14 protein-coding genes are annotated in these 19116 nt (G+C 56.7%); 3 read left to right on the top strand and 11 right to left on the bottom strand.

All coding sequences use genetic code 11. From position 1 onward, the window contains the following. The first annotated feature begins 19 nt into the window (after positions 1–19). From thiM to psiE, 3 genes are all read left to right on the top strand, one after another. Entirely contained in the window at positions 20–814 is a 795-nt protein-coding gene (gene thiM, locus NXT09_RS11820; protein ID WP_268579786.1) for a hydroxyethylthiazole kinase, read from the top strand. Continuing rightward, positions 811–1614 (top strand): bifunctional hydroxymethylpyrimidine kinase/phosphomethylpyrimidine kinase, encoded by an 804-nt coding sequence (thiD, locus tag NXT09_RS11815; RefSeq protein ID WP_268579785.1) that lies wholly within the window; start codon positions 811–813, stop codon positions 1612–1614. The genes thiM and thiD overlap by 4 nt, the downstream gene beginning before the upstream one ends. Before the next feature lie 152 nt (positions 1615–1766). Then, complete coding sequence (gene psiE / locus NXT09_RS11810) at positions 1767–2174, top strand: phosphate-starvation-inducible protein PsiE (RefSeq protein ID WP_174865083.1); 408 nt, start codon at positions 1767–1769, stop codon at positions 2172–2174. Positions 2175–2202: 28 nt separating this feature from the next. On the opposite strand, the gene yegS is transcribed toward psiE, so the two are convergent. From yegS to NXT09_RS11755, 11 genes are all read right to left on the bottom strand, one after another. Continuing rightward, on the bottom strand, positions 2203–3102 hold the full coding sequence (gene yegS / locus NXT09_RS11805; protein ID WP_268579784.1) for a lipid kinase YegS: 900 nt from the start codon (positions 3100–3102) through the stop codon (positions 2203–2205). A gap of 557 nt (positions 3103–3659) precedes the next feature. Further along, positions 3660–5021, bottom strand: coding sequence for a prephenate-dependent tRNA uridine(34) hydroxylase TrhP (trhP, locus tag NXT09_RS11800; protein ID WP_102118918.1), 1362 nt, complete (start codon positions 5019–5021; stop codon positions 3660–3662). A 212-nt stretch (positions 5022–5233) separates the two neighbouring features. Further along, a complete protein-coding gene (locus NXT09_RS11795) occupies positions 5234–6193 on the bottom strand; it encodes a glutathione S-transferase family protein (protein WP_268579783.1) in 960 nt (319 codons plus the stop codon). A gap of 170 nt (positions 6194–6363) precedes the next feature. Then, complete coding sequence (locus tag NXT09_RS11790; protein WP_268579782.1) at positions 6364–6915, bottom strand: GNAT family N-acetyltransferase; 552 nt, start codon at positions 6913–6915, stop codon at positions 6364–6366. Positions 6916–6969: 54 nt separating this feature from the next. Further along, a complete protein-coding gene (locus NXT09_RS11785) occupies positions 6970–7614 on the bottom strand; it encodes a Vat family streptogramin A O-acetyltransferase (RefSeq protein WP_370690946.1) in 645 nt (214 codons plus the stop codon). Between the two features lie 30 nt (positions 7615–7644). Further along, positions 7645–8373 carry an envelope stress response regulator BaeR gene (baeR, locus tag NXT09_RS11780; protein ID WP_205550115.1) on the bottom strand — a complete coding sequence of 243 codons (729 nt, stop codon included), beginning with the start codon at positions 8371–8373 and terminating at the stop codon, positions 7645–7647. A 25-nt stretch (positions 8374–8398) separates the two neighbouring features. After that, positions 8399–9766 carry an envelope stress sensor histidine kinase BaeS gene (gene baeS, locus NXT09_RS11775; RefSeq protein WP_268579780.1) on the bottom strand — a complete coding sequence of 456 codons (1368 nt, stop codon included), beginning with the start codon at positions 9764–9766 and terminating at the stop codon, positions 8399–8401. A gap of 7 nt (positions 9767–9773) precedes the next feature. Continuing rightward, entirely contained in the window at positions 9774–11171 is a 1398-nt protein-coding gene (locus NXT09_RS11770; protein WP_268579779.1) for an MFS transporter, read from the bottom strand. A gap of 464 nt (positions 11172–11635) precedes the next feature. Further along, positions 11636–14716 (bottom strand): multidrug efflux RND transporter permease subunit MdtC, encoded by a 3081-nt coding sequence (gene mdtC, locus NXT09_RS11765; RefSeq protein WP_268579778.1) that lies wholly within the window; start codon positions 14714–14716, stop codon positions 11636–11638. Then, entirely contained in the window at positions 14713–17835 is a 3123-nt protein-coding gene (locus NXT09_RS11760) for an MdtB/MuxB family multidrug efflux RND transporter permease subunit (protein ID WP_268579777.1), read from the bottom strand. The genes mdtC and NXT09_RS11760 overlap by 4 nt, the downstream gene beginning before the upstream one ends. After that, positions 17835–19064: an MdtA/MuxA family multidrug efflux RND transporter periplasmic adaptor subunit gene (locus tag NXT09_RS11755; protein ID WP_268579776.1), complete on the bottom strand. Its 1230-nt coding sequence runs from the start codon at positions 19062–19064 to the stop codon at positions 17835–17837. Before NXT09_RS11755 ends, NXT09_RS11760 begins: the two co-directional genes overlap by 1 nt. Positions 19065–19116: the final 52 nt, after the last annotated feature.

Here is a 19116-nt window from a genome sequence, read left to right as displayed (position 1 = left end):
CACGCCGGTTGGGAGACTTATGAACACGCGACCCGCCGACTTTTCTGCCGCTCAGGCAGCAACATTACTCACTCAATTCCGTTCTGCTTCGCCGTTGGTGCACTGTCTGACCAATGATGTGGTGCAATCTTTTACTGCTAATGTGCTGCTGGCGCTGAATGCATCGCCTGCAATGGTGGTCGATCCCGAAGAAGCCGCGCAGTTCAGTGCGGTGGCGGATGCGCTGCTGATTAACGTCGGGACACTGGAACGCACGCGTGCCGATGCGATGCGAGCGGCGGTAAACCGCGCACATCAGTCGGGTACGCCGTGGGTGCTCGATCCGGTTGCCGTAGGCGGTTTGACCTTTCGGAGTGAATTCTGCCGTGAACTGCTAGCGTGGAAGCCAGCGGCGATTCGCGGCAATGCGTCCGAAATTATGGCGTTGGCGGGCTTAGCCGCACAGGGGCGTGGCGTGGATAGCGCCGATGATTCGCTGGCGGCGCTCCCCGCTGCACGCGAGTTGGCGCGGCAGGTCGGGACGTTTGTTGCGGTGACCGGCGTGGTGGATTATGTCACGGACGGCGAGCGAGATATCGCGGTAACTGGCGGCGATAGCATGATGACGCGCGTGGTCGGTACGGGCTGTGCGCTGTCGGCGGTTGTGGCGGGTTTCTGTTCTCTGGAGGGGGATCGCTTATCGCATGTAGCGGCGGCGTGTTATGTCATGGCGCAGGCGGGACAGCAGGCAGCCTCGGTGGCGCAGGGGACGGGGAGTTTTATACCCAACTTCCTCGATAGACTCTATACCCTGCGCGCGGAGGATCTGGCATGAAGCGTATCAATGCGTTGACGATTGCAGGCACCGATCCGAGCGGCGGGGCGGGTATTCAGGCGGATTTAAAAGCCTTTTCCGCGCTGGGCGCTTACGGCACCTCGGTCATTACCGCGCTGGTGGCGCAAAACACGCGCGGCGTGCAGTTCGTCTACCGGATTGAACCGGATTTTGTCGCAGCACAGCTGGATTCCGTGCTGAGCGATGTGCGCATCGACAGCGCCAAGATTGGGATGCTGGCGCAGACCGATATTGTCGATACCGTCGCCGAACGCCTGCGTCATTACGCGGTGCCTTTCGTAGTGCTGGACACCGTGATGCTGGCGAAAAGTGGCGATCCGCTACTCGCGCCGGAGGCGGTGGAATCGATCCGTCGTGAGCTGTTGCCGCTGGTTTCTCTGATTACGCCTAACCTGCCGGAAGCCGCGGCGCTGTTGAATACCTCACCTGCCGCTAACGAACAGGAAATGCGTGAGCAGGGGGAGGCGCTGCTGGCGATGGGCTGTCAGGCGGTGCTGATGAAAGGCGGTCACCTCAGTGAAGCGGAGAGCCCGGACTGGCTGTTCAGCCGTCAGGCCGAACCACTGCGTTTTAGTTCCCCGCGCGTGAATACTCGTCATACGCACGGCACTGGCTGCACGCTGTCTGCTGCGCTGGCGGCGCTGCGACCGCGTCACGATAGCTGGGGCGAGACGGTCAAGGCAGCGAAGGACTATTTACAGCAGGCATTACAGCAGGCCGACACGCTGGAGGTCGGGCACGGTATCGGCCCCGTTCATCACTTCCACCGCTGGTGGTAGCACCATAAGTAAATTGACTTGTACTTTGCGTGACATATTTGCCAGTAATTTCAAATTAAATTAAGCGTATTCGGCATAGACAGTGTGTGATCGTCCGGTTATTTTGCTGTGAATTCTTGGCGTTAATGTGAAATAGGGTGTGGGGATAATATATGGCAGGTTCTGCTCGCAGTGCGATGGCTGCCAAAGCACTTCAGACGATACTCAATATCGGCCTGCTGGTGCTGGCGATCATTCTGGTGATTTTTTTAGTCAAGGAAACGTTCCATCTGGCGAAGGTGCTGCTGATCTCCAACGAGAAAGACTCCTCCTATCAGCTGATAGAAGGCATTGTGATCTATTTCCTGTATTTTGAGTTCATTGCGCTGATCGTGAAGTATTTCCAGTCAGGCTATCACTTCCCGCTGCGCTACTTTATCTACATCGGCATTACAGCCATCATTCGCCTGATTATTGTCGATCACAAAAGCCCGTCGGATACGCTGGTGTATTCCGCGGCGATCCTGCTGCTGGTGTTTACGCTGTATCTGGCAAACAGTAATCGCCTGAAACGGGAATAGTAGAAACAGGAATAGCTGAAACGCGCCGCTATTCCAGCAGCGAGCATTGGGGCGGCAGCCGACAGTGAATCGCCGCGGGAAGCACCTCGATATGGAAGCGTTTGGCGCTGAACGGCTCGCCGTCCAGATTAAACGTCATATCGTCCGGGGCGGTGATCTCCAGCCACGGCAGGGTAGCGGAAATCATGTTCTGGTTTTCGCTGCCGGTGAACCAGGCTTGCAGCATATTCGGTAGCAGCTCGGTTGCCGACAGTACGCTCAGTTCCAGCAGCCCGTCATTGATCAGCGCCTCCGGGCAAAGCTGCTGCCCGCCGCCTGCCTGACGACCATTTCCTACCGCGACAACCAGTGTATCCCCCGACCAGTGAAAATCCGGCCCGCGAATCTCACAGCGCTCGGCTTGCAGCATGTCCATGCGAAAGAGTGCGTGCAGCACGTATGAGGCGCTCCCGAGCGCGGCCTTCATCTTGGCCGGTGTCTCGGTGGTGATACGTGTGGCAAATCCGCCCGTCGCCATGTTGATGAAGTAATGGCTGTCGTTCACCTTGGCGATATCAATGGCGGTGGCGCGGCCTTTGATCGCCAGCGTCAGCGCGTTGTGCATCTCCATTGGAATCTGACAGCTGGTGGCGAAATCGTTGGCGGTGCCCAGCGGCACAATCCCCAGACACGGACGCACCGCTTCCGGCTGCACCGCTAAGGCTGCGGCGACTTCATTGACGGTGCCGTCGCCGCCAGCGGCGATCACGTTATCCGCGTTAAGTTGAATCGCCTCTTCCACATAGCGTTTAGCATCGCCGTATTCCCAGGTCACGCGCACATGCAGCGTATAGCCGTCCTTGCGTAGCGCATCAATGGCTTCGCGAAGTTCTTCATTACCCGCACTTTTTCCATTCAAAATCAGCAGTGTGATTGGATTTTTTTCCATGTCTTATTTCTCTGGCTGCGATGTTGTTAATACAGAAACGTTGCAGTTAATCATAGACACTAAATTGGTAGGCAGATATCAGAAGAATCGGTGAATATACCCGTCATACTTCAAGTTGCATGTGCGTTGGCTTTCCTCGCTCACCCCAGTCACTTACTGATGTAAGTTCTTGGGGATTCTCTGCGTCGCCGCCTGCCTGAAACTCGAATTATTTAGGGTATATGTGCGGTGGGGAAATGGGTGAGCGGAAGAAAAAGAAAAGCCAGCTCAAGGGAGATTGAGCTGGCCAAGGAGGTGGTTCCTAGTAGTATCACTACGCTTATTTTTCGTTCTATGTTTTCTCAGCGACGCAATATTAACCACAAGACCGGCGAATTGATGTGATCTGTTTCTAATATTCGTTAAAAAACCCTGAGCTTTGTAACGATACCTTTGGGTGGTTTACGCACTTGTTCGTAGCAGGGAAGCGGCAGTGATAGGGGGGCATACTGTAAAGGAAAGAGGGGGCTGGCGAACGGGGTAGCCGGATGTATGAGACATCCGGCGATATTACCGGTTTATTCCGCGTTAGGATTGCGCGTGGTGGTGCCCGGCAGATTGCGCAGCAGTAGCGCATAATCCAGCGAGACATCGTCCGGCACCGGCAGATAGACGATATGACCGTTACCCGGTGCGACGTCGGTCGGTTGGCCTTTGGCATTCTGCATGGTGTCGATGGTGAATTGAATATTGCCGTTCGGCGTCATCATCTCCACGCTGTCGCCACAGGAAAATTTGTTCTTCACATTGACTTCCGCCAGCCCATCGCGGCGCACGCCGGTGAATTCACCAACAAACTGCTGACGATCGGAAACGGAATAGCCGTAGTCGTAGTTCTGGTAATCTTCATGCACGTGGCGACGCAGGAAGCCCTCGGTATAACCACGGTGCGCCAGACCTTCCAGCGTTTCCAGCAGCGTCGAATCGAACGGTTTACCGGCTACTGCGTCATCGATAGCGCGACGATAAACCTGTGCGGTACGGGCGCAATAATAGAATGACTTGGTGCGTCCTTCGATTTTCAGCGAATGAACCTGCATTTGCGTCAGGCGTTCAACGTGCTGAATGGCACGCAGATCGCGGGAGTTCATGATGTAGGTGCCGTGCTCGTCTTCAAATGCGCTCATGTATTCACCAGGGCGCAGATTTTCTTCCAGCATAAAGACTTTGTCGGTCGGTTCGCCGATGCCCAGTGCGGGTTCAACGTTTTTCACCGCGATAGGTTCATGCTGATGGACGATATTCCCGACGTCGTCCTCTTTGCCTTCCTGAACCTTATATTCCCAGCGGCAGGCGTTGGTGCAGGTGCCTTGATTCGGATCGCGTTTGTTGATGTAGCCGGACAGCAGGCAGCGACCGGAATACGCCATGCATAGCGCGCCGTGAACGAAAATCTCCAGTTCCATATCCGGGACGTTCTGGCGGATTTCTGCAATCTCTTCCAGCGACAGTTCGCGGGACAGAATCACACGTGTCAGCCCCATTTGCTGCCAGAATTTCACCGTCGCCCAGTTGACCGCATTGGCCTGAACGGAAAGGTGAATATCTATCTGTGGGAAGTTTTCCCGCACCAGCATAATCAGGCCCGGATCGGACATGATCAGCGCATCTGGCCCCATTTCGATCACGGGTTGCAGATCGCGCAGGAAGGTTTTCAGTTTGGCATTGTGCGGCGCGATGTTAACGACGACATAGAATTTCTTGCCCAGCTCATGCGCTTCGTTAATGGCTTGCGCCAGCGTCTGGTGGTTGAATTCGTTGTTGCGCACGCGCAGGCTGTAGCGGGGTTGACCGGCATAAATTGCGTCCGCGCCATAGGCAAAGGCGTAGCGCATATTTTTCAGCGTACCGGCCGGAGAAAGCAGTTCCGGTTTAAACATGGTATCTCTCGATTCTGATCACAAGTCAGGCTGCTCCACGGCGGGAGCAGTAAAGGCGGGGGATTCTAGCGCTAATAGGGGGAAATTGCAGTAGACGACATACGAAATGTGGGGCCTTTGTTTGACGTAAATCAATCGTTTGATGTAAATCAATTTTTTGACCTAAATAAAGAATGGCCTGCAATTAATAGAGCAGGCCAGATAAAGCAGGATTAAAGCGTCGCGATACGGGATTTTCCGAACGTTTCGCGGTTGTGGAGCTGATATAAATCGACCTGTGGGCCAGCCGGTATAATCTGCGTCGGGTTCAGCCAGGCAATACCGTAATAGCCTGCTTTGATGTGGTCGATATTGACCGTCTCAGCGACGCCCGGCCACTGATACAGCTCGCGCAGGTAATTCGACAGGTTCGGGTAGTCGGCAATGCGCTTCAGATTACATTTGAACGCGCCGTGGTAGGCCACGTCAAAACGCACCAGCGTCACAAACAGACGCCAGTCGGCCTCGGTCAGCGTGTCGCCGAGCATATAACGGTGGCTGCCCAGATGTTCGTCCAATTCGTCCAGCGTGGCGAAGAGCGTGGTGACGGCATCGTTGTAATGCTCCTGCGTTTTGGCGAACCCGGTCTTATACACGCCGTTGTTGACGTTGTGGTACACGGTTTCGTTCCAGCGGTCGATCTCACCGCGCAGTTCTGACGGATAGAAATCGAGGTGGTTGCCGGTCAGATCGTTAAATTCGCTGTTCAGCATCCGGATGATGTCCGCTGATTCGTTATTCACGATGCGGCCTTCTACCCGATCCCACAGCACAGGCACCGATACCTTTCCGGTATAGTCCGGTACGCTGGCTGTGTAGAGCTGGTGCAGGTAGTGAATCTCACCCACATGCTCGCCGGCATCCTGCGGGGTGGCAAATTCCCAGCCGTTATCCGCGATACGTGGGTTGGCAACGGAGAGAGAAATGATGTTCTCCAGCCCTTTCAGCTTGCGGAAAATCAGCGTGCGCGACGCCCACGGGCAGAGATAGGAAACAAAAAGCTGGTAACGACCGGCTTCTGGCACCAGCTCGGTTTGCCGAAATTTGGTTTCTTCGCGGTGGAACGCCCCATTTTTGATCTCTTCCGCCGCGACATCGCCGTTAACCCATTTGCCATTCACTAAGCCTGACATCGTTTTTCCCCTTATCCGTTCTGTTGCAGGTGACCCAAGTCCCGCACGCCGTGCGGGGTGATACCCGTTATTATTGTAGGCCTAAAAGAGTAACAGCCTTGGGAAAAGAGAAAATGACAAAATTTTCATTAAGTCAGACAGTATTTTTGACCAGCCTGGTAAGGCGTTGGCTAACGTTTAGCCGCCAGCAGGCCGTATAGCGCAGAGTCGGATACCTCACCGTCGACGATCCAACGCTGTTTCAATAGCCCTTCCTGCGTGAATCCCAGCCGTTCCAGCGAACGGGCTGAAGCCACGTTTCGGGGATCGATTTCGGCTTCCAACCGACTGAGTCCCGCCGTTTCAAAGGCAAAATCCCGCAGCGCAGAGAGCGCTTCCGCCATATAGCCTTTGCCTTGCGCACTCGCCGCCAGACAGTAGCCGATTTCGGCGCGTTTAGACTCAATCTCAAGGTTGAACAGCACGCAGGTGCCGATCAGCTCGCCGCTCTCTTTAACTTCCAGACCTAGCTTCATGTGCTGCCCGGCGCACAGCGCGCTCCAGTATTCGTCGATCGCGTCGTGCGCCTGCTGGATGTGCTGCCAGGGCGGATGGTTCCAGAAACGCATCACAACCGGATCCGACATAAAGACGAACAGCGCTGGCGCATCATCACGATAAAGCGGGCGCAGCAGCAGGCGAGGGGTCTCGATTTTGGTGGTTTCGGAAAATAGCGCAGTCATTATCGTGAAAGCCTCTTTTTCGTGTGGAATGAATGGGTGTGGAATGGAAGACAGTTATTCGGACAGATGGCCAGCTTGCAGTGCCGCAATATCGCCAGCTGCGATGATGTCCAGATGACGCGTGATTTTTTCTATCGGCCAGTCCCACCAGCACAGCGTTTCCAGTGCCTCGATGACGTCCGGTGCAAAACGGGCTTTAAGGATTTTGGCCGGATTGCCGCCGACGACCGTATAAGCAGGCACATCGGCGGTGACCACGGCACGTGACGCAATGATGGCGCCATTTCCAATGCGGATACCGGGCATGATCAGCGCGTCATAGCCAATCCAGACATCATTGCCGATGATCGTGTCGCCTTTGTAAGGCAGATCGCCGGGCTTGGGCGTTACTTTTTCCCAGCCGTTGCCAAAAATCTGAAACGGGTAAGTCGACAGGCCGGAAAGCCGATGATTGGCCCCGTTCATGATAAATTTTGCGCCACGCGCGATAGCGCAAAACTTACCGATGATTAATTTATCGCCGAGAAACGGATAGTGGTAGAGCACATTTTGCTCGAAATTTTCCGCGCCATCGGGATCGTCATAATAGGTGTAGTCGCCAATTTCAATATTCGGGTTGGTGACAATGTTCTTGATGAAACACACTTGGGGGAAACCGGCCATGGGGTAGCGGTTATCAGGGTCTGGTCCGTTCAACATGGTCTCCATAACATCATAAGGCGGTGGGCGTTATACCTCATTACAGGGCGCGGCTTCCCAGCGATAGCCGATGCCGTATACCGTGCGGATAAATGAGGTCTCTTCGTCCAGCTGTTCCAGCTTGCGACGCAGGTTTTTGATGTGGCTATCGATGGTGCGGTCGGTCACGACGCGGTAATCGTCGTAGAGCTTATCCAGCAGCGCCTCGCGGGAAAACACCTTGCCCGGCTCGGCGGAGAGCGTTTTGAGCAGGCGAAACTCCGCTGGCGTCAGGTCAAGGTTCTGCCCCAGATAGCTGGCCTGAAAGCCGCTTTTATCAATCAACAGGGCTGTTTCGGTTTTCTCGACGGCTTTCAGCCCGTCATTTTGCCAGCCGCAGCGGCGCAGCAGCGTTCTGACGCGCACGACCACTTCGCGCGGGCTGAAGGGCTTACAAATATAGTCATCGGCACCAATTTCCAGTCCCAGCAGGCGATCGATCTCTTCGCTGCGGGCGGTGACCATGATAATTGGCACGTTGGAAAACTGGCGAATAGTGCGGCAGAGTGTCAGGCCGTCGCAACCCGGCAGCATTAAATCCAGCAAAATGAGGGAAGGGGAATGCTGTCGCACCCACTCAACGACATCATTGCCGTTGGGCAGCCAGTGCGTGGCATAGTCCGCTGCCTGAAGGTAATCCACCAGCAGTTGTCCCAATTTGGGCTCATCTTCGACGATCAGAATCGGTGATGCCATAGCGAAATCGGGTGCGGTTGTCATAGCTCTGCTTATTTAGAAGTGGATCTTAATCAGGTTCGTGCAAGGGAAGCTCAATAGTAATCATCACTCCCCCTAATGGCGAATGTTCAGCATACAGCCGTCCGCTATGCGCCTCAACGATATTATTGCAGATCGCCAGCCCCAGCCCGGATCCGCCGCTGGCGCGGTTGCGCGAACTTTCCGCACGGTAAAAGCGCTCAAAAATCAGCGTGAGCTGCTCGTCGGTCACGCCGGGGGCGCTGTCCTGCCAGATAATTGCCCAGCGTTTATGCTGCTGAATAACCGTAATGGTCAACTGACCCTGCTCATCAGTGTAGCGCAGGCTGTTTTCCAGCAAATTGTTAAACAGCTGGCTTAGCCGGTCGGGATCGCCAAAGACGCCCGCCTGCGCGGGTAAATCGGTGGTGAGCGTAATCTGCTTTTTCTGGAAACGTTCATGAAACGCGGCGATAGCAATGTGCAGAATTTGCACCACGTCTACAGAGGCCTTGCGGTAGGCCAGCGCTCCACGATCGGACAGGGTGAGTTGATGCAGGTCGTCTACCAGTTTGGTTAGCGTCGTGACCTCAGACTGGAGCGAATGCAGAGAGTGTGAGTCGGGCTTGCGCACGCCATCCTGCAAGGCTTCCAGCTCGCCGCGCAGCACCGCCAGCGGCGTGCGCAATTCGTGGGAGACATCGGCCATAAACGCGCGGCGAGACTGTTCGTTTTTTTCCAGCGTGATGGCAAGCTGATTGAAATCCTGCGCCAGCCTGCCCAGTTCATCGTGCGAGCTTGCCGTCACACGGGTGCTAAAATCGCCCGAGGCCAAACTGTGCATGCCGCTGACCAGCCGTTTGACGGGCGCGAGCAGGCCGCGCGCGGTCAGCCAGGTGGCGATGATCGCGAGCAGCGTCGAGAGTGCGACAATCAGCCAGCTGGTGCGCTGCTGCTGCCTGTCGAAACTGATGTCGGCGTTGCGCGTCAGACGTTCAACGGGTGAGGCGACAATCCAGCCGACCGTCTGGTTTTGTACCTGAATCGGCTGCCAGGTGCCTTCATTCGGAATCGGTGCCGGAGAGCCGAACAGCTTGCGTTTGCCGGTATCCAGCACCCAGAGCCGCACTCGCAGCCCCTGCATGCTGTTGTCGGTGTCATTGTTTTGGTCCAGCGAGTGCAGCATTTTGAACACCAGACGCTCATTGTTGCGCAGGAATGACCAGTCGCCGTGCAGCTGATATTGCTCCGCCAGCGCATCGCGCAGTTGCATGACCCGCTGTTCGTTGCCGCGCTTAATGTAGTCGATAAAGCCGCGCTCGAAGCTGGCGCGCACGCCCCAGTGCATAGTAATCAGCACCAGCATGCAGGTGGCGAAGATCGCGAGGAACAGCTTGGCGGTGATTCCGAATTTCATGACAACCTCACGATTTGCGCGGCAGCGTGGACTGCTTGACGCCGTCCGTCGGGACGCGGTTAAAAATCAACATGGGCAGGGCGATGATGACGATCATGCTGAGATAGGTGTAAATAAACACCATGTGTGTTTCGACGCTTCCCGCCGCCATATGCGGCTGGGAAAACATGCCCAGCAGAATGCCTGCGATACTGACGCCGAGGCTGGTGGACAGCTGCATGGTCATCGACAGCAGGCTATTCCCGCCGCTGGCGAGCGTATCCGGCAGATCCTTCAGTGTCAGCGTGTTCATGGTGGAGAAGCGAACGGCGTTCACCGTGCCGAGGAAGAACAGCACAATCGGGATCATCCAGATCCATTTCATCAGCGCGACCAGTGCAAACAGCGCCGTGACCAGCGCCAGCAGCAGCGTGGAAACCATCAGCACGCGGCGGTAGCCGAGTCGGTTAACGACCTGCACCACGATCCGCTTCATTCCCATGCTGCCTAGCACCATCGGCACCATCATCAGCCCGGCGTGGAACGGAGAGAATCCCATTCCCAACTGTAAAAATAGTGGCGTCATAAACGGTAACATACCGCTGCCGATGCGTGCCAATAGCCCGCCGCTCAGGCCGATAGAGAAGGTCGGCGTGTCGAACAGATGCAGATTAAACAGCGCCCGCTTGTTGTGACGGGCGTGTAGCCAATAGCTCAGTAACGCGATCAGCCCGACGGCAATTAACGCGAAAATGGCAATCGGCGGAATGCCCAGACTGCGGTTGCCGTCCAGCGCCAACGTCAGCGTGGCCATGCCGACGGCAAGCCAGAGGAAGCCGCTGATATCAAAGCGCTGTGTCCGCATGGTGTAATTGGGCATCAGGAACCAGGTGGCCAGCGCGCCGATGATGCCAACGGGCAGGTTGATGAGGAAGATCCAGTGCCAACTGGCGTATTCCACCAGAAAGCCGCCGAGTGCTGGCCCCATGAGTGGGCCAATCTGGCCGGGCAGCGTCACGAATGTCATTGCCGCCATATACTGATCGCGCGGGACGATTTTCATCACCGTCAGCCGGCCGACCGGCACCATCATCGCGCCGCCGACGCCCTGAATAACGCGCGAGACCAACAGCTCATTCAGCGTTTCTGAACGGGCGCACAGCAGCGACCCGAGCGTAAACAGCAGAATCGCAGTGAAAAAGATGTTCTTCACGCCGATACGATCCGCCAGCCACCCGCTGGCGGGCAGCATCACCGCAACGGTTAGCACATAGGAAACAATCACCGAATGCATATGCAGCGGGCTTTCATTCAGACTCGCGGCCATTGAAGGCAACGCGGTATTCACGATGGTGGTATCCAGCGTCTGCATAAAAAAGCCAAAGGCAACAATCCAGAGCTGCCAGCGGACAGAGGCGGAATTCATTGTTGTTGCCCCTGGCGTAAAAAATTGTACTGAGACGGAAGCTGGCTCACGGGTGAGTGGCATGGACGCCACGAAAGGCAGTGCCGCGCCGGGAGCGCGTCACTGGCGGCCCGTAAAGAGACGGCTTTCGGTGAAGGCACCGCGTAGCGGTACAATTTAGCGCCACAAGCCAGGGTTCCAAGGGCGACGGCAATTGAGCCGCCCTTGGTCGGGCGCGTTCGGGGCGCTACTAGAAAAACAGCGAACGTTAAGCGCACGAAACCTCCCCCCTGAAATAGCATGTTATTAGCTCTTTACCGTTACTCATGTTCAGTCATGATAGTGACAAATCCAGCCGCTCATCCGAGAGATCATCTTCTCCTCAGCATCATTTACGCCAAGGCGGGAGTACGTTGCGAGTTAAGCGCACGAAATATCCCCATAAATAGCATATTAATTAGATAGCTAACGCTAATCCTATTCCGTCACGACAGTGACAAATCCTTCTCCGGTGCTTTGCGCCGAATATTCCTCAGTTTGTCGAAAAACAGATACACCACCGGAGTGGTATATAGCGTGAGGATTTGGCTCATCACCAGCCCGCCGACAATCGTGATGCCGAGCGGCTGTCGCAGTTCTGCACCGTCGCCGCTGGTCAGCACCAGCGGCAGGGCGCCAAACAGCGCGGCCAGCGTGGTCATCATAATCGGGCGGAAACGCAGCAGGCAGGCCTGAAAAATCGCATCCTGTGCGCTCAGCTTGCCGCTGCGCTGCGCCACCAGCGCAAAATCCACCATCATGATCGCGTTCTTCTTCACGATCCCAATCAACAGCATGATGCCAATCAGCGCCACCAGACTAAACGGTGCGCCGAACCACTCCAGCGCCAGCAGTGCGCCCACGCCCGCCGAGGGCAGGGTGGACAGAATCGTCAGCGGATGCACGTAACTCTCATACAGCACGCCGAGCACGATATACACGGTGATAATTGCCGCCAGAATCAGCAACAGCTGGGAAGACTGCGACTGCTGGAACGCCTGCGCCGTACCGGAGAACTGGCCGCGTACCGCTGATGGCACGCCCAGCGATGTCATGGTTCTTTCTATTGCCGCCGTCGCGCTGGACAGATCGGTGCCTTCCGGCAGGTTAAAAGAGATCGTCGAGGCGGCCGACAGCCCCTGATGGTTCACCGATAGCGGGGCATTGATCGGCTTCCAACTGGCGAAGTAAGAGAGCGGAATGGGCTTACCTTCGTTATTGATCACGAACATCTTGTCCAGTGAACTGACGTCCTGCGTGTAGGCATCGTCCACTTCCATTACCACCTTGTATTGGTTCAGCGGCTGGTAAATGGTCGAAATCTGGCGCTGTCCGAAGGCGTTATTGAGCAGCGCGTTAGCGGCAGAAACGCTGATGCCAAGCTGCGCCATCGCATCGCGATCGTAGGTGAGCGCCATTTCCGCCCCTTTATCCTGCTGATCGGAGTTCACGTCGGCTAGCTCAGGCAGTTTGCTGAAAGCGGTACGAATCTTGGGTTCCCAGATGCGCAGCTCGCTCAAATCGTCAGACAGCAGCGTGTACTGATATCCAGCGCTCGATTCGCGTCCGCCGATACGGATATCCTGCACCGGCATTAAAAACAGGTTGGCACCGGGTTCTTTTGCCAGCTTGACGCGCAGGCGGCTGATCACCTGCTGTGCTGATACATCGCGCTCGGACAGCGGCTTCAGCGAGATAAACATCGATCCGCTGTTGGTGCGCGAGCCGCCGGTAAACCCGTTCACGTTATCCACCGCTGGGTCGTTGCTGACAATGGTCATGAAGTTCTGGAGTTTCACCGTCATCGCCTGAAAAGAAATGCTCTGGTCGGCTTGAATAAAGCCCATCAGCCGACCCGTATCCTGTTCCGGGAAGAAGGTCTTCGGAATGCTGATATACAGCCAGACGTTGAGCGCGATGGTGCCCAACAGGAGCAGCAACACCCAGCGCGCATGGTTGAGCACCCACTTCAGCGAGCGCCCGTAGCCTTGTTGCATCGCCAATAGCACGCGGTTAAAACCGCGCTTACGCGGCTGACTGCGTTTGGGCACGGCACGCAGCAGTCGTGCACACAGCATCGGCGTGAGCGTGAGCGAGATCAGTAGCGAAATCATGATCGCTACTGACAGCGTGACGGCGAATTCGCGGAATAGCCGCCCTGGCAAGCCGTCCATCAGCAGGAGCGGGATGAACACCGCAACCAGCGATAGACTCATGGATAAGACGGTGAAGCCCACTTCGCGAACGCCCTGAAGCGAAGCCTGTAGCGGCTTCATACCCGCTTCGATGTGGCGGGAAATATTCTCCAGCACCACGATGGCGTCATCCACCACGAAGCCGGTGGCGATGGTGAGCGCCATCAACGACAGATTATTTAAGCTAAAGCCGCACAGGTACATCGCCGCAAAGGTACCGATCAGCGATACCGGTACGGCCAGCGCCGGAATGGCGGTTGCCCGGGCTGAACGCAGGAACAGGAAGACGACCAGAATAACCAGCGCGACGGCGATAATCAGCGATTGCTCGACTTCCGCCAGCGAGGCGCGAATGGTGGGAGAACGATCCTGCGCAACATCCAGCTGTATTTCGGCGGGCAGGCTGGCACGTAGTTCCGGCATCGCGGCGCGGATATTGTCTACCGTGGTGATAATGTTGGCATCCGGCGCGCGGCGAATCATCACCAGAATCGCAGGCTTCGCGTTCGCCATCCCCGCATTCCGGGCGTTCTGTACCGAATCTTCTACCGTGGCGACGTCGCTCAGGCGGACGGCAGCGCCGTTGTTGTAGTGGATAATCAGTGGCGCGTAGGCGTCGGCGGTTTTTAGCTCATCGTTGGTTTGTATCTGCCAGCTTTTCTGGCTGTTTTCCACATTCCCCAGCGGCTGACGTACGTTCGCCTGCGCGATGGCCTGCCGTACCTCATCGAGGGAAATCCCCTGATTAAACAGTGCCACCGGATTGAGCGCGACGCGCACGGCGGGGAGCGAACTCCCGCCGATGGAGACATCGCCGACGCCTTCCATCTGCGAAATTTTCTGCGACAGCTGAGTAGAAGCAAAGTCGTACATCTGTCCCTGACTGTAGGTGTCCGAGGTTAGCGTCAGGATCATGACGGGGGCATCGGACGGATTGACTTTGCGGTAGGTCGGGCGGCTGGACATACCGGACGGCAGCAGATTCTGTGCCGCGTTAATGGCCGCCTGTACATCGCGCGCTGCACCGTTGATATCGCGATCGAGGTTAAACACCAGAATGACGCGCGTGCTGCCGAGCGAACTGGTTGACGTCATTTCGCTAACGCCTGCGATCCTGCCGAGTGCCCGTTCCAGCGGCGTGGCGACAGCGGAAGCCATGGTTTCGGGCGAGGCGCCTGGCAGCGAGGCGCTGACCGAGATCACCGGGAAATCCACCTGCGGCAGCGGTGACACCGGCAACAGGCGGAAACCCAGTGCGCCACAGAGCGCGATGGCCAGCGTCAGCAGCAGGGTGGCGACGGGGCGGTGGATGAACAGGGCGAAGAACTTCACTCGGTTTCTTCCTCCTGACGCGCTAAACGGCGGAAACGCGTCGCCAGACGGTCAAACAGCAGGTAGATCACCGGTGTCGTAAACAGCGTCAGGATTTGGCTCATGATCAGGCCGCCGACCATACAGATCCCCAGTGGCTGGCGCAGCTCTGCACCGACGCCGGTACTCAGCATTAGCGGTAGCGCACTCAGCAGCGCCGCCATGGTGGTCATCAGAATCGGCCGGAAACGCAGCAGACAGGCTTGATAAATCGCGTCATACGGTTTCATGCCCTGTTCTCGCTCCGCCGCCAGCGCGAAGTCGATCATCATGATGGCATTTTTCTTCACGATCCCGATGAGCAATATGATCCCGATAATAGCGATCACATCCAGCTCATTCCCCGCCATCATCAGCGCCAGCAGCGCGCCGACGCCCGCCGTTGGCAGCGTAGACAAGATGGTGATGGGGTGAATAAAGCTTTCGTACAGCACGCCGAGCACAATGTACATCGCGACAATTGCCGCCACGATCAACCAGACGGTGCTGCTCAGCGCCGACTGGAACGCCAGCGTACTGCCCTGAAAACGGGTGGTGATATCCGCAGGCAGATTCATCTGCTGCTCGGCCTGCGTGATGGCATCAACCGCTTCGCCCAGCGCATAGCCGTCGGCGACGTTGAAGGAGATCGTCGTCGACGGGAACTGGTCAATATGGTTGATCGCCAGCGGCCCTTGACGCTCTTCAATGGTGGCAATGCTGCTGAGCGGAATGGTACCGCCATCGCTGCTGATGAGGCGCACGTCGTTCAGCGCGTCCAGACCGGTGTTGTTCGTCGTATTGTGCTCTAGCACCACGCGATATTGGCTGGCCTGCGTGTAAATGGTGGAAACCAGTCGCTGACCAAAAGCGTTGTATAGCGCGCTGTCGACCTGCGACATCGTGATGCCCAGACGGCTGGCGCTGTCGCGGTTCACGTTGACGTAGGCAACCGCTGCGCCGTCTTGCCAATCGCTGCTGACATCTTCTAGCTGCGGCAGCTTTTTCAGCTCGGTCATTAGCTTCGGTACCCACTGGCTCAGTTCGTCCAGCGACATCGCCTGCAACGTAAACTGGTACTGGGTGCGGCTGATTTGGGTGTCGATGGTGAGATCCTGCACGGGTTGCAGATACAGCTGGATGCCGGGAATTTGCGCAGTCTGCTGTTGCAAACGATCAATGATCTCTGGAATACGTTCGCTGCGTTCACTAAGCGGTTTCAGGTTGATTTGCAGTCGGCCACTGTTTAGCGCGGCATTCGTGCCGTCAACGCCGATGAACGAGGATACGCTCTCCACCGCGGGATCTTTCATGATGATAGACGCGACGCGCTGCTGTCGGTCGGCCATATTGCTGAACGAGACCGTCTGCGGTGCCTGCACGGTACCCTGAATGATGCTGTTATCCTGTATCGGGAAGAAGCCTTTCGGGATCCAGATATAGAGTAAAACCGTTAGCAGCAGCGTACCCAGCGCAACGCTAAGCGTCAGCCACGGATGGTTCAGCACCTTGCGCAGCCAAACGCCGTAGGCATCAATCAGGCGAGTGAAGAACCGCTCGCTGGCGCGGGTAAAACGGTTCTGTTTACGCAGCGACTGATGGCTCAGCAATCGAGCGCACATCATGGGCGTTAGCGTAAGCGACACGACGGCGGAAATCAGGATAGACACCGCCAGCGTGACGGCAAATTCTCGGAACAGGCGTCCAACGATATCGCCCATAAACAGTAGCGGGATCAGCACGGCGATGAGCGAGAAGGTCAGGGAGATAATAGTGAAGCCAATTTCTCCTGCACCTTTCAGCGCTGCGTTCAGCGGTTTTTCCCCTTTTTCGATATAGCGGGCGATGTTTTCGATCACCACGATGGCATCATCCACCACGAAACCGGTGGCGATGGTCAGCGCCATGAGCGTCAGGTTGTTGATGGAGAAACCGAGGAAATACATCGCCGCAAAGGTGCCAATCAGCGACAGCGGTACGGCAATGCTGGGGATCAGCGTAGCAACGGCGTTACGCAAGAACAGGTAAATCACCATCACGACCAGCGCGATAGCTAACAGCAGCTCGAACTGGACGTCTTTCACCGAGGCGCGAATGCTGGTGGTGCGGTCAGTCAGTGTGGTGACCTCGACAGAGTTCGGCAGGCTGGCTTTTAACGCAGGCAGCATCTTGCTAATACTGTCCGTGGTTGTGATGACGTTAGCACCCGGCTGGCGCTGAACGTTGATAATGATCGCCTGCTGCCGATTCGCCCAGGCACCGAGATGAATATTCTCGGCGGCCTGCTCAATGGTCGCGACATCCTGAAGCCGCACCGGTGCGCCATTCTTCCACGCGACAATCAGCTTGCGGTAATCATCAACGGATTTCATCTGATCGTTGGCGGAGAGCGTGACCGAGCGTGTCGGACCGTCCAGACTCCCCTTGGCGGAATTCACGTTGGCGGCCGTAATGGCGGTGCGTATTGTCTCGCTGGTCAAGCCGTACGCGGCCAGCGCTGGCGCGTTCAGCCTTACCCGCACAGCCGGACGCTGCCCACCCTCTAACGACACCAGACCGACGCCCGTCACCTGTGAGATTTTCTGTGCGATGCGGTTGTCCACCATGTCCTGCACCTGCGTCATCGTCATGGCGCTGGAGGTGACGGCCAGCGTCATAATCGGCGGATCCGCCGGATTCACTTTGCTGTAGGTCGGTGGATAGGGCAGATCGTTAGGCAGCAGGTTGCTGGCCGCATTGATGGCGGCCTGCACATCCTGTTCGGCGATGTCCAGCGATAGCTCAAGCTGGAACTGAAGCGTGATAACGGATGCGCCGCCTGCGCTCTGCGTCGACATCTGTTTTAGCCCGGACATCTGGCCGAACTGCCGCTCCAGCGGCGCGGTAATCGCGGAGGTCACCACGTCGGGGCTGGCACCGGGATACAGGGTAATAACCTGAATTGTTGGGTAATCGACTTCGGGCAGGGCGGAAACTGGCAGCGCCCGATAGCCGATGATACCGGCCAGCAAAATAGCGATCATCAGCAGCGTCGTGGCGACCGGACGCAGAATAAACAGGCGTGACGGCCCACCGCCGCTGGCTGGAACGGTATCCTGCATCAGGATTTCTCCCCGGCGATTGCGGGCGTTTTCTCTGTCAGCGCGGAGGGCACGACTTCCACTTTCGCCCCTTCGGTCAGGCGGTCGATACCGTCAGTCACGACCTGAACATTGGCGTCCAGCCCGGCGGTGACGACAACCAACTGGCCGTACTGAATGCTGGTAGTAACCTGACGCTTACTGACTTCATTTTTATCATTCAGAATCCAGACGAAGCGGCCTTCATTGCCCATTTGTACGGCGGCGGACGGCGCGACGACGGCATTTTTCAGCGTGTCGACCTTCATACGGATATTCACGAACTGGTTCGGGAACAGGGCATCATCCAGATTGTCAAAACGCGCCTTGAGCTTGATCGTGCCTGTGGTGGTGTCGATCTGATTGTCCATGCTCAGCAGGATGCCCTGTGAGAGTTTCGTTTGATTGGCACGATCCCAGGCTTCCACCACGGGCGGCTGACCTGATTTCTGCGCACTCAGAATCGTGGAGATTTCCGCTTCTGGTACGGTAAAAACGATATCGATAGGGTAGGTCTGCGTAATCACGACAATGCCGTTGGTGTCGCCGCTGGTGATGTAATTTCCCACATCGACCTGCTTTAAACCTATCCGACCGCTGATCGGGGCGGTGATTTTACTGTAATCCAACTGGAGCTGTGCGCTGGCCACGGCACCTTCATCGGCTTTTAGCGTCCCTTCCGCCTGACGTACAGCGGCAGTCTGTGCATCTAACTCCTGACGGGAGATCAGGTTGGTTTTCACCAACTGCTGATAGCGTGCTAAATCCTGTCGGGCGTTAGCCAGTGCGGCCTGATCTTTTGCCAACTGCCCCTGTGCCTGCGTCAGCTCAACCTGAAAAGGACGAGGATCGATTTCTGCCAGTAAGTCGCCAGCCTTAACCTGTTGCCCTTCCTGAAAGTGCAGCGCCATCAACTGACCGTTCACCCGACTGCGCAGCGTCACGGTATTGGCCGCTGTCACTGTGCCTAAACCAGACAGATAATAGGGCACAGAAGCGGACTGCGTCATCGCAGCCTGCACGGGGGCCAGCGTGCGCATGGCAGCACGGCGTCCACCGCCACTGCTTGCCGAATGTGACGTACGGGCGGCGTGCTGCTCACTCGTGCCGGAAGCGGCAGGCGACGTCTGGGTAAAATGGCGCCAGATCAGCACGGCAATAGTGATAACGGCGGCAAGTACCAGCAGGCCTCGGATACGTTTGGCATTCATAGTGATGGATTACTCTCTCCAGGTTGCGTGGGAAGCACGGCGTGCGTGTTCG

Source organism: Pectobacterium jejuense (assembly GCF_026800125.1).
Taxonomy (GTDB): domain Bacteria; phylum Pseudomonadota; class Gammaproteobacteria; order Enterobacterales; family Enterobacteriaceae; genus Pectobacterium; species Pectobacterium jejuense.
This window is presented reverse-complemented; position numbering and strand designations above follow the sequence as displayed.